Source organism: Allobacillus saliphilus (genome assembly GCF_018138385.1).
Taxonomy (GTDB): domain Bacteria; phylum Bacillota; class Bacilli; order Bacillales; family Alkalibacillaceae; genus Allobacillus; species Allobacillus saliphilus.
Genome location: NZ_JAGSIE010000049.1, coordinates 1 through 14,832, shown reverse-complemented (window position 1 = coordinate 14,832; position 14,832 = coordinate 1). Strand labels below are relative to the sequence as shown.

At 39.8% G+C, this 14,832-nt stretch carries 11 protein-coding genes; 1 reads left to right on the top strand and 10 read right to left on the bottom strand.

What is annotated here, in order from left to right:
- Window positions 1-195: 195 nt before the first annotated feature.
- The 4 genes from KC820_RS12720 to KC820_RS12705 all read right to left on the bottom strand — a co-directional run bounded on the left by KC820_RS12720 (window position 196) and on the right by KC820_RS12705 (window position 9,065).
- Window positions 196-759 (bottom strand): GNAT family N-acetyltransferase, encoded by a 564-nt coding sequence (locus KC820_RS12720; RefSeq protein ID WP_144089601.1) that lies wholly within the window; start codon window positions 757-759, stop codon window positions 196-198.
- Window positions 760-1,156: 397 nt separating this feature from the next.
- The gene (gene addA, locus KC820_RS12715; RefSeq protein ID WP_212371577.1) at window positions 1,157-4,867 is read right to left on the bottom strand and encodes a helicase-exonuclease AddAB subunit AddA; all 3,711 of its coding nucleotides are present in this window, start codon (window positions 4,865-4,867) and stop codon (window positions 1,157-1,159) included.
- Between the two features lie 2 nt (window positions 4,868-4,869).
- On the bottom strand, window positions 4,870-8,343 hold the full coding sequence (gene addB / locus KC820_RS12710; protein WP_212371576.1) for a helicase-exonuclease AddAB subunit AddB: 3,474 nt from the start codon (window positions 8,341-8,343) through the stop codon (window positions 4,870-4,872).
- Between the two features lie 65 nt (window positions 8,344-8,408).
- Window positions 8,409-9,065, bottom strand: a complete 657-nt coding sequence (locus KC820_RS12705; protein WP_212371574.1) for a TVP38/TMEM64 family protein — start codon at window positions 9,063-9,065, stop codon at window positions 8,409-8,411.
- Between the two features lie 158 nt (window positions 9,066-9,223).
- On the opposite strand from KC820_RS12705, the gene KC820_RS12700 reads away from it, so the two are divergent.
- Complete coding sequence (locus tag KC820_RS12700) at window positions 9,224-9,604, top strand: YhjD family protein (RefSeq protein ID WP_212371572.1); 381 nt, start codon at window positions 9,224-9,226, stop codon at window positions 9,602-9,604.
- On the opposite strand, the gene KC820_RS12695 is transcribed toward KC820_RS12700, so the two are convergent.
- From KC820_RS12695 to KC820_RS12670, 6 genes are all read right to left on the bottom strand, one after another.
- Window positions 9,579-10,055 carry a competence protein ComK gene (locus KC820_RS12695; RefSeq protein WP_144089606.1) on the bottom strand — a complete coding sequence of 159 codons (477 nt, stop codon included), beginning with the start codon at window positions 10,053-10,055 and terminating at the stop codon, window positions 9,579-9,581. The genes KC820_RS12700 and KC820_RS12695 overlap by 26 nt on opposite strands.
- Window positions 10,056-10,376: 321 nt before the next feature.
- Window positions 10,377-11,174: an ABC transporter ATP-binding protein gene (locus tag KC820_RS12690; protein ID WP_212371570.1), complete on the bottom strand. Its 798-nt coding sequence runs from the start codon at window positions 11,172-11,174 to the stop codon at window positions 10,377-10,379.
- Entirely contained in the window at window positions 11,149-12,171 is a 1,023-nt protein-coding gene (locus KC820_RS12685; protein WP_212371568.1) for an ABC transporter permease, read from the bottom strand. The genes KC820_RS12690 and KC820_RS12685 overlap by 26 nt, the downstream gene beginning before the upstream one ends.
- A 38-nt stretch (window positions 12,172-12,209) precedes the next feature.
- Window positions 12,210-13,205, bottom strand: coding sequence for an ABC transporter substrate-binding protein (locus KC820_RS12680; protein WP_212371566.1), 996 nt, complete (start codon window positions 13,203-13,205; stop codon window positions 12,210-12,212).
- Between the two features lie 62 nt (window positions 13,206-13,267).
- On the bottom strand, window positions 13,268-14,263 hold the full coding sequence (locus KC820_RS12675) for an ABC transporter substrate-binding protein (RefSeq protein WP_212371564.1): 996 nt from the start codon (window positions 14,261-14,263) through the stop codon (window positions 13,268-13,270).
- Between the two features lie 354 nt (window positions 14,264-14,617).
- The coding region (locus KC820_RS12670) for a zinc ribbon domain-containing protein (protein WP_212371562.1) at window positions 14,618-14,832 on the bottom strand (215 nt) is incomplete at its 5' end.

The window sequence follows — 14,832 nt, the reverse complement described above, 5'->3', positions numbered from 1 at the left end:
CATCTTTTGTCCGAAGGCGATTCATCTCCACCCTGGCTTCGCCTGAGGATGGAGTCTTCTCGCCTAAATCGATAAAAAGGAACTTGGATAATCAAGCTCCTTCAACATTGAATTGTATAATCTTTTCTTCCGCAATCACGTCCGTTAATAAACAGTGGGCGCAATTCATTTTTGTGAAATTACGCCCGACAAAATCTACTTGGAGTTCATATAGTACACAAGGTTGTCAGTCCATTCATTAAATTCAAATATAAATCCTTTCCTTGTGCATTCATATTCCATTCCTATACTCTCCGCTAGTTTAATGGAAGGTTCATTATCAACATTGATATGAGCTTCAATACGATGGAATTGAAGGTTTTTAAAAGCGATATTAAGCGTTCCTTTTACTGCTTCTTTTCCGTAACCATTACGCCAAAATTGGTTGTGAATGGTATAGCCTAATAACCCCCACTGAAATTCGCCTCTCATTATTGTTTCAAGTTCAACCTTACCAATTTGTTTTTGATCTGACCTTCGAAAAACACCGAAGACATACGCTTCGTCTTGGTCAGCATATTTTTGGAGCTTTGAAACTACATCATCATTAAATTTTTGCTGTGTCCATCCACTCAAATCCATTTTATCGTCGTCGTACTTGTACTGTGAAGGAAATCTATTACGACAACCCTCCAACCACCGTTCATAATCCTGATTCTGTAACGGCCTTATTACCAATCTATCCGTCTTTAATTGGAGTCTGATCTCTTCTGTTTTCATTGTGATGTCTCCTTGGCATAGATTTTTTCCTAATGGCAAACGTCCCTGTGTCCACTTTAGAATAGTTTAGATTATATGTCATAAGCCATCACACCTTCCATTCAAATTATGTAAATACTATACCATTGTTCCACACAATTCGGCCCGTTTGCAGAGCTGTTAAGTGCTTTTTAAAATAATCTTTTGCACTTATTTGATAAGCTTTCAAGACCATGATTATGTAAATCACCTAAATGACGTTTTAATCCTAGTAACATAAATGCGCATACATTTTAAACTTAAAGAATTTATCAAAAATATTTGTTGGTTTACTCATCATATATTTTGAATTTCTTAAAATAAACATAAATAACGAGGCTTCTACATTTAGCTATAGAAGCCTCGCCTATTAACTTCATTATTCCTCGTTTGTATCAATGAGCAAGTTTCGATCGAAAAAATATAAATACACATGATTCAGTTCGATGTTCCAAATCATTTCAATCGCCTGCTTATAAAGCTCAACTTGTGTTTCGTAGCGTTGTTTCAAGTCATTGATTTTCTCATCTGTCAATTCCCCGGTAATCGTATCCGTTTTGTAATCAATTAATTCATATCCATTTTCTGTTTCAACCAAGCAATCAATAACTCCTTGAACGAGAACGGATTCATCAGTTGGGTCTTCCCAATCCGGATAAATCTTGCTTGCTGCAATTTCCATCGTGAACGGGATTTCTCGCTCAACCGAAACAGCATTCGTAAGCATTGCTCCAACATCGGAATTCATCAACGTCAAAATCGCTTCCCGGTTGATGACATCTCCCTCATCCGGTGTTAACGCTTCTTTGAATACGAGCTCTTGAATAAATTCTTCTAATTGCTCAGCGTTCCATTCCTTATTCACTGGGATATGCTGCATCATGGTGTGCATAGCACTACCCGCTTCAGCTTTCGTCAATGGCTTTTGATCAACTTGCATGAAACGCGGACGCTCCAATGAAATACGTGGTCGTTGACTAACGATGTCGGCGGCGCCATATTCATCCACCGGCTGCCTTAAACGCTTGATCTCCGTTACCGTTTGCTTCGCCCGTTTGTCCGCACTCGTTTGATATGGATAGCGGAAACGTAAGCGACGGTCAACTTCCTCATATTGTTCGGATCGCTCAGGCAAATAGTCTGCACGCCACTGCTGAATCGCTTTGTATAACTTTTCGTCTCGCTCCGCAGTAATCCATTCTGGATCCAGGTATTCACTGGCATGATCTACATGAATCGTCCATTTTGATTCATCTTGGCGAATCTCTTCAGGAATTGCACCGGATAAACCGGAAATTCTTAAATCATCATTTTGCTGGTGGCGGATCAAGGCAGATCCAATCCAATTTAAATAGGTCGCTTGGTCCGTCCTTGTATGAGGAGGTAATACCCATTCCGAATGGTTGGCTACTTCATTCCATTTTTCCAATTGTTTTTGCCAATCTTTACTTTGACCAACGACGACGAGCTTTTCTTTTGCCCGTGTCAGCGCGACATAAAGCACTCTCATTTCTTCCGCAAGTGACTCTCTTGCCGTTGCGACTTTCAATGCTTCAAACGGAAACGTATCATATAAAATTCGTTGGTCGACATCCATGTATTTCGAAGCCAAACCATAATCTTTATGCAATATATAGCGTCCTTTTGTATCTTGTTGGTTAAATTGACGTCCTGCTGCTCCTAGGATGACATACGGAAATTCAAGGCCTTTACTGCTATGAATCGTCATGATGCGAACAACGTCTTCTTGCTCGCCGAGTGCTCTTGCCGAAGCGAGGTTTTTGTTCCGTTCTTCCATCCGTTCGATAAAACGTAAAAATCGAAACAATCCTTGATAAGACGAGCGTTCATAAGAGCGTGCGCGGTCATATAATGCTCGTAAGTTTGCTTGGCGTTGCTTACCGCCTGGCGTCCCTCCAACATATTCAAAATAAGCGGTGTCCCGATAAATTTTCCAAATTAATTTGGATAACGAACCATAGCGTGCCTCTTCTCGCCAACTTTCAAGCAGTTCCTTTAGCTGCTTAAGTTGATCAACTAAAGATGAATCTTCACCCGCTTGAATATAGTTCAACATCGCTTGATAAAAAGATTCTCTTTTTCCTTTTAAGCGAATTTTAGCCAGTCCATCCTCTGTAATTCCGACGATCGGAGATTTCAGTACACTCGCCAATGGGATATCTTGCATTGGATTATCGATAATTCGCAAGACGTTCATCATCACTTGGATTTCCATTGCTTCCAAATAGCCTGTCGATAGATCGGCATAAACAGGAATACCCATTTGTTTTAATTCATCTTCAATGACTGGCGCCCACGTCATCGAGCGCATTAACACGACGATGTCTCGATATTGAATCGAGCGTGGCTGCTCCGTTCCCTTATCGATGATTTGACTATTTTCAATCCAATCTTTGATTTTTTTGGCGTACGTCCGCGCCTCAATTTGGGCATCTTTTAAATATTTCCATTCATCGTTTTCTACGGAATCCCCTTCATCTTTCCGGACGACATGTAATTCACAATCGACATTCGTCGTTGTCAGTTTTTCATAGACTTTGTTGCTATAAATGAGCTCAGCTTCTTTTTCATACTCCATCTCCCCGACGCGTTCATCCAATAGCTGACGGAAAATAAAGTTCGCACCATCCAACACTTCTTTGCGGCTTCTGAAATTCCGTGCCAGATCAATCCGTGTAGCCGCTAATTCTTCTCGCTGAAAGTCTTTGTACTTTTTCATGAATAATGTCGGTTCCGCATGACGGAAACGATAAATACTTTGCTTTACGTCGCCGACCATGAATAATTGACCGGCATCCTCTCCTGCAGTTAACAGCTGCAAGATCGCCTCTTGAACTAAGTTTGTATCCTGGTATTCATCAATGAGTACTTCTCGAAATTGCTTTCGATATTGATTCGCGATATAAGAAGGAATGTATTCTCCAGCTTCATCTTTTCCATCCGATAAAATTTGAACACAATAATGCTCAAGATCAGAAAAGTCAACAACCGCTTGCTCTTTTTTCTCTTGTTGAAACTTTTCATGAAATTCTTTCACGACGGTGACGAGCTGTTCGATTTGTGGTTTGATTTTTTGCAAATCATTTAGCAAAGAATCTGGGTGTCTAGAAAACCATCTTTCCACCAGTTTCTCCATTCGTTTTTTAAATTTGTCACGTAGGTCTTTGACCGACTTTTTTAGATCTTCATCACATTCTGCTTTTTTCCCGGATAAACGTCCGAATGTTTTCTGCTCATGAAACAATTCGTATAACTGTTCCCATGGTTGCTGAAGTGAATGTTTCACGAGCTGAATTTGTTGTAGGTCCTTCTCCAACGTATCGACATAGTGGGCAGGACCTTCTGGGAATTGAGCCATCTCCAATGCTTGAAGGGCTTCAAATTCCATCGCGTCAACCTTTTCTTCAATGTCTTTCCGAACAATTGGCATCCACTCTAGCTCATCCATAGACATGTCATCATGTACTTCATAGCTTCCTGAAAGTCGGTCGAGCCAATCATCCGGATCAGGGTGCTGGCGTGAAAATTCATAGACTTTTAATACGAGATCCATGACAGCTTGGTCATTCCGGTCATTTGAAAAACTGTCGACAAAACGGAAGAAAGCTTCTTGCTCCTCCCCTTCTTTTCCATACCACTCTTCAAACGTTTCTTGTAATAAGTCATTTCTTAATAAATCGGACTCAACGTCGTCTAATATACGAAAACCCGGATCAATTTCGAGTTCGAAACCATATTTACGAACGACTTCCATACAAAAAGCGTGCAAGGTGGAGATATGAGCTTTTTGTAATAATGATAATTGTTTTCGTAAATGTTGAGAATCTGGAAATTCAGCAAGTGCTTTTTCTAACGCTTGTCCGACACGCGTCCGCATCTCTTGAGCGGCCGCATTCGTAAACGTCGCAACGAGCATTTCATCGATTTCATATGGGTCATTTTCTCGCGTGATTTTTTGGATAATCCGTTCGACCAATACAGCAGTTTTCCCTGAACCAGCTGCAGCAGCGACCAAAATATCTTTACCATCTTCATAGATGGCTTGTTCTTGTTCCTTTGTCCAGTTCATGCTCATTCTCCCCCTTTCGGCATCATTTTGGATAAGATGATTTCATCTTTTTCGGGTTTCAATCGACGGAAATCATTCTCTTCTAGTTTCGGGTCAAATTGACAGACGGAGTTGAACGGACAAAACGTACAAGCAATCTGGTTATTGCTTTCGTATGGGTTTAACTTAACTTCACCTTGGACGATTTCATCTCCTGCTTGTTTCATCAAGGAACGGGTGTATTGACTCATCCGGCCGAATAATTCCTTGTCCATGATGCTTGATGATTTCGTGAACGCTCCATCTTTTTTGAAACCAAACGGTGCAATTTGACTTGTTCCTGATTCCATCGATGTATCCATGGCAGATGCGATTTGTCTGTCTTCAAGCAGCAACCCTTTCATACGGTATTCCTTCAATAGTTCTTTCTCCAACTGCTCTTCTGACAGAGGATTATTAATGATTGGGTTATGCACGTGGAAGTACAGAACACCTGCTGGATCAGCTTTCTTGCCAAGCCATTTTTCCGAATGGGTTAGAACCACATCCAAATAAGTAAGCATTTGCAAAGACAGCCCATAATAGACATCTACAAGACTTAAATCTTTCTCACTAGACTTATAGTCAATAATGCGAAGATATAAGTCGTTATCAATCTCTGTTTGATCGACTCGGTCCACGCGGCCATTGAGCTCCAATTGGTATCCGCCTGCCAAATCAAGGACAAGCGGAGGTAGCTCTTGGTTACGACCAAAACCGATTTCGATACCGACCGGTTTAAATTCGGACTGTTTCGATTGATAGACGAGCATATTCGTCGCACGCAAAATAACATGTCGTAATTTATATAAGATGTATCGATAACGATTGGAACTAAATAAAATTTGGTTATTTAAAATCGGTGCCAAGTACGTGATCGCTTCATTTGCGTAATTCTCTACATCTTCATTGGTCAGTTCGAATAACGCTTTTCCATCTCGCTGTACCCATTCCGTAATTAATCGTAATGATTCGTGGAACAGTTGTCCGATATCTGGAGCTTCCAATTTAAATTGCTTTCTCTCTTTTAAACCGAGCGTGTATTGAGAGAAATAATGATAGGAACATTGGAAATAGGTCTCTAAACGGGAAACACTTGATTGAATCGTTTCGGTAAAGAGCTCTTTTGTCGTGTCTTCATTGATGGATACGGGTAAGTTTGAATGAAAGAGACTCGTTAAAATCATTCGTGTTCTTGAATCCTCTTGATCCATATACCAATGAAGGGTATCCCAATAACTATCCGCAATTGGGTAACCTCGTAAATATTTGGATAACTCTTTTGTCAATACGGCACGAGACTTCGTTGGATTCACAATAAAACGTAGAGGTTCTTCCTCATCTTCATCATCCAATACCCATTTACTTTCGGCTTCAGGGAACATATCTTTTAACCGTTTAATCAATTGGGCAGGTGTTTTCGTTTTACCTTCTTCATCGCTTAGTGGATAGCTGATCCAAAGCTGGTCAGATGGTAGCGTTAACGCAAGATACATATAAAAACGGTCATCGAGTAGTACGCGGTCCGCTCTGTCGGCTAACGTCATACCGACTTCCTCTAGCATTTCACGCTCTTCATCCGTCACTAAGCCATCCGATGCTGGCTTCTGTGGATACTGCCCTTCATTGACACCGAGAATAAAACCGGCACGGACACTACGGATTCTCGATCGTTCGACGTCCCCGACAATGACGTGGTCAATGGATGGTGGGACTTGAGAAAACTCTAACGTTCCTATTCCAGCCTCAACGAGTTGCCTGAATAGCTGATCTGAGAGCTCATCATCGCCGAGCATCTCGACGAATTCATCCAATAAACCAATCAATGCGTTCCAGGCCTGTTCCTGTTCGTGAGCTGTTTCAACCTTACCCGCTTCTTCATACGTATCACGCAAGCGCTCTAATTGCTTACCAACTTGAATATGTTCTAGCCATTCATAAATCGCGACACATTTTTCTTTTACGGTATTAGCTTGTCGATAGGCATAATCAAACGATTCAAGAGCATTTAACACTTGTTTTCGATACTTATTAATCTGTATTTGAATTTGTTGTTCTTCTGATGTCTGTTTCCGGAAAGAGATGCCGCTTAAGCGTTCATACTTCCATGTATAATCGCTTGTCCATTGATCTTTTCTACGAATACCATATTCCAGCACATAATTTTCCAAGAAATCGATTGCTTTTTCATCGAGCGGATCTTCTTCATCGGTTGCTGGAATAAATCCTGTTTTTAATAAACGAAACATCGCATCATAAGACCAGTTTCGTTCGATCAACTCAATGCCTGTTCGAACAAGCTCAATCAATGGATGATGAAGCATCGATTTCTTTTGATCGACGAAAAAAGGAATGGCGTAATCTTCGAAAATCGTTTCAATCAAGTCATTATACGTATCTTGATCACGAATCAATAAGGCAAAATCACGATAACGATACTGCTCATCACGGACTAAACGAATAATTTCTTGTGCAATCCGTTCTACTTCTGCACGTGGATGAACAGCTTCCATAAAAGTAATTGGAGTCTCACCATGGTAAGTAGGCATTGGATTTGCCTCAAGGTTTTTCTCTAAATGTTGCATCGCTTTATTATTGCGAAATCGTCGTGTTTCAGGGTCCAACTGAACCGAATGAAGTACAGGAACACTCGTATGCTCGGCAATTTGGTTCAGCTGTTCGAAAGTCGTACGTGGCTGATGAAAGAGATCCAATTCATCGATAGACCCTTCTATATCATCAAGCGTCATGGCTACTTTCACTTCTTTTGCTTGCCGCATAATTGTTTCCAAGACAAAAAGCTCTTGTGGTGTAAAGCGATGAAAGCCATCAATATAAAAACTAGCATTCTGAAAGAAGTTCGTTTCTTCCATCTTCGCAACGAATAGTTCCATTTGATCTTCCGAATCGATATAAAGATTGCTCATTCGTTCTTGCATTTGAGCATAAATAAGCTGTAAATCTTTCAATTTCGCATGAAGCGCTAATTCATTTGCCGAAAGCCGGTCTTTTTGTTCAAGCTCTATGACGATACTTTGCAAGATTTCTGGATTAATTCGATAACGCTTCATTTCGGTAATCATTTTTTCGAGACGGTCAATAAACCCCTGTTTTTCCATTGCTTTTTGGAAACTATCAAAGCTTTCTTTATATTCTTCGACGATTTTACGAAGCATCATTTGTGTGCCTGTGCTCGTGATAAAAGGTTTCGTTCCACCGCCTACTTGTTGGAATAAATACCAAGCCAATCTAGAGAAGCTCAACACTTGTGCACGGGTTGAACCTTTAATACGACGGTTCCGAATTAATTCATACTCCACTTGAAACGCCATTTGATCAGGAACGATATAGTAAATCGGATCCCCTGTAGGGTCCATTAATAATTTTTCTTCCAGTTCATCCAATATGTATTCGGTGACATTCGCACCCGATCTTCCAGTTATCCACTGAAGTGCCAATGATCTTCCCCCTTTTTAGAAAAAAGACTGAAAACGGAAGGTAGTCCATTTACCAGTCTTTCATTTTATTCGTTATCATTAGTTTCAGAATCAAATTGATTCGCCTTTGAGTTCATCCGAGCTTCGATGAATTTTCCAATTGCCCAAACAATGACAATACAAATACCAATAATAATGGCTTTTGTCGGATTTGTAGCGAAAGATGTTATACTGCTCCCTACATAGGATACAGAAAAAATCATTACAGCCTTCCCTAATATAAGCGCTAAAACAAACTGTTGAATGGATATTCTAGAGAATGCTGCCACAACATTAATTAGAGCAGATGGCGAGAATGGGAAGCATAGCAGTAGAAACAATGGTCCAAATCCACGCCGATCAAAAAACGCTGTGATTTTCCGAACCTGTTTTTGTGCTTTAATTTTTTGAATCCATTCAAATTGTTCCATCTTCCGTAGGACAATAAATAATAACGTCGCGCCAAGAACTGCACCAATCCACGAAAAGATGAATCCAAAAAACAATCCATATACAATGCTATTCGCTAATATAAAGACGATAATTGGTAAAAATGGCAAAAAAGCTTCGATAAACGGAAGAAGGATTCCAGGAACTGGCCCGAAGCTTCCGTAAAGTTCAAGAATACGTATAATCATATGGCCAATGACTGTATCAGAAATTAAAGTTGATAATTCGTCTAACGTTGAATATTCAAGCGACATACGACTTTCTCCAATCTTTTCTATCTTCTTTCATTGTATAGAAAAAGCCGTCTTTTGCCTACTATTTTTAACAACCATTTCGTATTTGTCATTGAATTGTTCGATACCTCATAGTATAATGGAACAAATGTTCGATAGTCAAGGATGGAGGCATCATCATGAGATATTTAAGTAAAGAAGAACATCATACCGCATCCAGATACTTATTTTTATCTATGGCTATTATTGTCGTCGAGAAAGATATTCAATTCGTGGAGTCCGGTCCGTTTAAGATCAAGGAGCCCTATTTAGAGCTCCTACGGAAAATGGAACATCGCGCACGAATTGAACGCCGTCAATTACGAAAAAAAATGAGGGATATGAATGTTGAGGTCGTTTTTTTACAGAAGGATGATTCGTTTTCCACATACTTATTTATGGCAAGAGGGTATGAAGAGGAAAGGCGTTATTTCAATCCAGCGGTTCGGAAAAAGGTTGAGCAAATCTTGTATGAGCTGATGCGTCAAGCTTACCTTAATCGCTCTCCTGAGGTTTCGTAATACGTTCCATCAGCAAATGCCTATACTGAGCTGTACGCAACACTTGGTTCGTCAGCGAGCGATAAGAAACATTAACAGTTAATTGCTTACCTCCTTGAAAATGGATAATTGTTCGTTTGGAATCGACTTTTTCGAGGCGTTCAATATGTTGGTGGGAAATCCACGTACACTCGGAGGAATTTGGGGAAGTGGTTGGTAAAAAGAACATGCCTAACATCGGATCAATCACAATTGGGGCTTTGCGATTAACGCCAAAAATTGCTCGGGTGCCTTCCAGTCTTCCTTTTAGACTAGAACCGTAGAATAAGCATCCACGATCGACAAATTGTTTTGGCGAATCATCCGTAAAGTATTCTTGATTTTTTTCCAAGACGAACGACCCAAACTTTTTTCCATCTTTAGGTTGAGGAACAATCGCCAATGTCGTTAAATTAAGTAAGGGTTTTTCCATGCACAATCACTCCTTTACAAGATTAACTTTATGGTAAGGATTTCTTTCATTTTTGTAAAATTTAGGTTTGTCGATGATTGGCAATGAACGCAACAAAAAATGAGCAGTTTTTACACAAATTCCGATAAATTCATGTAAAAAACTACTCATTTTAATCATAATATAACTATTTCGCTAAACACTATTTTATTGATTTTTTATCATTTATGGCGCTTCAACATTCAGACGGTAAACTTCAACATTCATTCAGTGACCTTCAACATTAATCTTTACATCTTCAACGTTTATCTTTAAAACTTCACCATTAATTTTCTATCATGATTATTTCGCCAACAACGTTCGGTCATTCGCCATTTTCGTTCCACGAATCTCTTGAAAGGCAGACAATAAATCCGGAACCGTCAATTTATCCTTCTCTTCATCTTCTGCTTCGTAAATGATTTTGCCTTCATCCATCATCCACAGCCGATTTCCGAAGTCGATTGCTTGTTCCATTTGATGCGTGACCATAATTGTCGTTAAGGAGTGCTTTTCAACAAGCTCCCGCGTCAATGATAGAATCAGCTCTTGTTTAGATGGATCGAGTGCTGCCGTATGTTCATCTAGTAATAAAATTTGTGGCTCAGTGAACGTAGCCATTAATAAAGATAAAGCTTGACGTTCCCCTCCTGATAACAGCCCAACTTTCGTGTTCAATCGGTTCTCTAGGCCGATTTCAAGCGTAGACAGGTGCTCTTTAAATTGTTCACGCTTTTTCTTCGTCATCCCTCTAAACAAGCTTCTTTTCTGTGTTCGCCCTAAAGAGATCATCATGTTTTCTTCAATGGTCATATTCGGTGCAGTACCTGCCATTGGGTTTTGAAATACGCGTCCAATCCATTTGGCTCGTTTTTCTTCTGGTAATGGGGTTAAATTTTGCTCGTTTAAATGAATATCGCCAGCGTCAGGCAACAATGTTCCAGCGAGCAGGTTCAATAAGGTTGACTTCCCCGCTCCGTTACTGCCGATAATCGTGACGAAATCCCCTTCATTCAACGTTTGGGAAAGGTCAGAAATTGCTCGCCTTTCATCAGGTGTGTTCGCATAGAAGGTTTTATGAATTTGATTTAACGTTAGCAATCTGCACCTCTCCCTTCTGCTGTTTTACTCTCCCAAGTGCTTTCTGTGATTTTTTGAATTGACGTTTCTCACTACTCTTCTGCAACATATTCGGAATAACTAAAGCGGCAACTACGATTAAAGCTGTGATCAACTTCATATCACTTGCTTCTAAAAAGTCAACCCGCAGTGCCATCGCGTAAATCGCTCGGTATACAATCGCTCCGCAAATGACAGCCAATGTCGTACGGACAATCGTTTTTTTACCGAATAATACCTCACCGATTATGACAGAAGCAAGCCCCACAACAATCATACCGACACCGAGATTTACATCTGCAAAACCGTTGTATTGTACGACCAACGCTCCACTTAATGCAACGAGCGCATTGGCTAAACCAATTCCTAAAATGATATACACGTTCGTGTTTGCCGAAAAACTTCTTACCATCGTTTGGTTATCACCCGTTGCTCTTAGCGCTAAGCCCGTTTCTGTTTGTAAAAAGATATCAAGGGATTTTTTTACAATGAGAACGACGAGAAACATCATCACAATCGCATAAAATGACCGTGGAGCATAAGCGCTTAATCCAAGCCATTCATAAGGCGCAAAGAAAGCAGCATCTAATGAGAGACTGTCGAAAATTCCTTTCAGTTGTGAAAATAATGTTGTTTCATTCAATAATGAAAGGTTTGCCTGCCCCATAATTCTTAAGTTGACAGAGTAAAGTCCAATCATCATGATGATTCCTGCTAAAAGTGGATTGATATTTCCTTTTGTGTGCAAAAGTCCTGTAATACAACCGACGAGGAACCCAGCAACAAATCCGAGTAATGTCGCAACAATCGGATCAACACCACCGATAATTGAAATGGCCGCGACACCTCCACCGGTTACAAAACTTCCATCTACCGTTAAATCAGGAAAGTCTAAAATCCGAAACGATATATAGACACCGAGAGCCATGATGGCATATATTAAACCTGTTTCTAAAGCACCGTACAATGATGTAATCATGAGCGATTCTCCTTTTTAGCGTAGCTTTCACTTAGAACTTATTCGCCTGAAATGAGTTCCGCTTTCTCTTTTAATTCATCTGTCAATTCGACACCCATCTTTTCCGCTGCATCCTCATTAATTTGTAGCTTCAAGTTTTGAGGGTACGTTGAAGGAATTTCTCCTGGATTTTTACCGTCTTTTAAAATTTCAACAGCTTTCTCGCCCGCTTCATAGCCGATATCAAAATAGTTGAAACCAAAAGCGGCAAGCCCACCACTTTCAACTGAAGAATGTTCAGATACGAAAACTGGGATGGATTCAGCATGACTAACTTGTAATACAGATTCCAGTGCGCTAACGACTGTGTTATCCGTAATGATTAAAATGGAATCGACGTCGCCAACCAATGCTTCTGTAGCTTGCTTCACTTCTGAAGATGAAGAGATCGTTTTTTCAACTGTATTCACACCGGCTGCTTTTGCCTCTTCATTGACTAATTCAATCTGTGTTTTTGAGTTTTGCTCACTGGCATTGTATACCAATCCAAGTGATTCATAGCCCATTTCTTTAACAAGTTCTACTGTTTTCTTAACCGTATCTGGATGCATATCCGCCGTTCCCGTTACATTGCCACCAGGATTTTCAAATGATTCAATCAAGTTTGCTCCAACAGGATCTGTTACAGAAGTAAATACAATAGGAATTTCTTCTGTTTCATTTAAAGCACCTTGTGCACTCGGTGTTGAGTTGGCAAAAATTAAATCGACATCATTACTGACGAATTTTTCAGCAATCAATTGATTTGTATTCGCATCACCTTGTGCCGAGGAAAAATCGAAATGAACTTCTAATCCAGCATCTTTTAATGCTTGTTTGAACCCTTCTGTTGCACTGTCTAATGCAGGGTGCTCTTCAATTTGCGAGATTCCGACAACAAAATCAGCGTCGTCCTTGTTCACTTCCTCAGCACTTGATTCATCATCGGACGCACCGCATGCACTTAATACCAACAATCCAATTAATAAAACCAACCAACCTTGCAACTTTTTCATTTCGCTCTCTCCTTTTTTAGTCATAATCAATTTTTCTTTTGTAGCCTTTCTTTTGCTTGAAACTATTCCCCTGAAATAAGTGTCGCTTTCTCTTTCAATTCATCCGTCAATTCGACACCCATCTTTATCGCAGCATCCTCATTGATTTGTAGCTTCAAGTTTTGAGGGTACGTTGCTGGAATTTCCCCTGGTTTTTTACCGTCTTTCAAAATTTCAACGGCTTTCTCGCCTGCTTCATAGCCAATGTCAAAGTAATCAAAGCCAAATGCAGCAAAACCTCCTGATTCAACTGCATCATGTTCAGAGACAAACACTGGAATGGATTCAGCATGGCCAACTTGCAATACGGAATCCAATGCACTAATGACTGTGTTATCGGTAATAATCAAAATCGAATCCACATCACCGACCATGGCTTCTGTTGCTTGCTTCACTTCTGAAGATGATGAAATTGTTTTTTCCACTGTCTTCACATCGACCGCTTTTGCTTCTTCATTGACTAATTCGATCTGTGTTTTCGAATTCTGTTCACTGGCATTGTAGATGAGCCCAAGTGATTCAAGACCCATATTTTTAACAAGCTCCAATGTTTTTTTAATATTATCTGGATGCATATCTGCCGTACCTGTTACATTTCCACCAGGATTTTCGAAGGATTCTACTAAGTTTGCACCAACAGGATCTGTTACAGAAGTAAATACAATAGGAATTTCTTCTGTTTCATTTAAAGCACCTTGTGCACTTGGTGTTGAGTTGGCGAATATTAAATCAACATCATTACTGACGAACTTTTCAGCAATCAATTGATTGGTATTCGCATCACCTTGTGCCGAGGAAAAATCGAAATGAACTTCTAATCCAGCATCTTTTAATGCTTGTTTAAACCCTTCTGTCGCACTTTCTAATGCAGGGTGCTCTTCAATTTGCGAGATTCCGACAACAAAATCAGCGTCGTCTTTGCTCACTTCCTGAGCACTTGATCCACCTTCAGATGAGCTACAGCCACTCAATACCATCAGTCCGATGAATAAAATCAATAATGCTTTTGAATTTTTCATTTTTTGTCTCACCTCTTTTTTACTTTTATGCACACATGCTTTTATGTATTAAAGTAAAAAATATTTATTGCTAACAAGTATATGCTTCATGAAATCAAAAAGCAACCACTTTTTTTGAACTTTATAAATGAATGCGTTTTCATTCGAGAAAAGTTTTACCAATTAAAAATGCTCATTATCACATTCAGTGTAATGAGCATTTTTTAGTCAGAGATAATCGATTCACTTTATCAGATGAAAACTAAATAGTAATATTTCTGACTAAATAATATTGAACTACCCGCCACTTAACAACCTTATGGTTGTTTGAAGTGGGGGATTCCTAAGAACACCAGCGTAACCGCCAGTTATTGATTAGGCTAGCCCCGTAGTACCTACGGTTAGAAGTCTTATGGCTTCGTTTTTGATATTTATACTTGCGTTAAGGTCTCGATCGTGATGTTTCCCACAATCATTACAGTTCCATTCACGTAAGGCGAGATTCTTAACTTCTTGATTGCGGTAGCCACAGCTTGAACATAGCTGACTAGACGGGAAGTTTCTTGCAACGGTTACAATCTTCTTTCCAT

Coding starts and splice junctions, on each gene's coding strand:
- KC820_RS12705 (WP_212371574.1), bottom strand. CDS start 9,065: ATGTCGCTTGAATATTCAACGTTAGACGAATTATCAACTTTAATTTCT.
- addA (WP_212371577.1), bottom strand. CDS start 4,867: ATGAACTGGACAAAGGAACAAGAACAAGCCATCTATGAAGATGGTAAA.
- KC820_RS12720 (WP_144089601.1), bottom strand. CDS start 759: ATGAAAACAGAAGAGATCAGACTCCAATTAAAGACGGATAGATTGGTA.
- KC820_RS12695 (WP_144089606.1), bottom strand. CDS start 10,055: ATGGAAAAACCCTTACTTAATTTAACGACATTGGCGATTGTTCCTCAA.
- KC820_RS12700 (WP_212371572.1), top strand. CDS start 9,224: ATGAGATATTTAAGTAAAGAAGAACATCATACCGCATCCAGATACTTA.
- KC820_RS12685 (WP_212371568.1), bottom strand. CDS start 12,171: ATGATTACATCATTGTACGGTGCTTTAGAAACAGGTTTAATATATGCC.
- KC820_RS12680 (WP_212371566.1), bottom strand. CDS start 13,205: ATGAAAAAGTTGCAAGGTTGGTTGGTTTTATTAATTGGATTGTTGGTA.
- KC820_RS12675 (WP_212371564.1), bottom strand. CDS start 14,263: ATGAAAAATTCAAAAGCATTATTGATTTTATTCATCGGACTGATGGTA.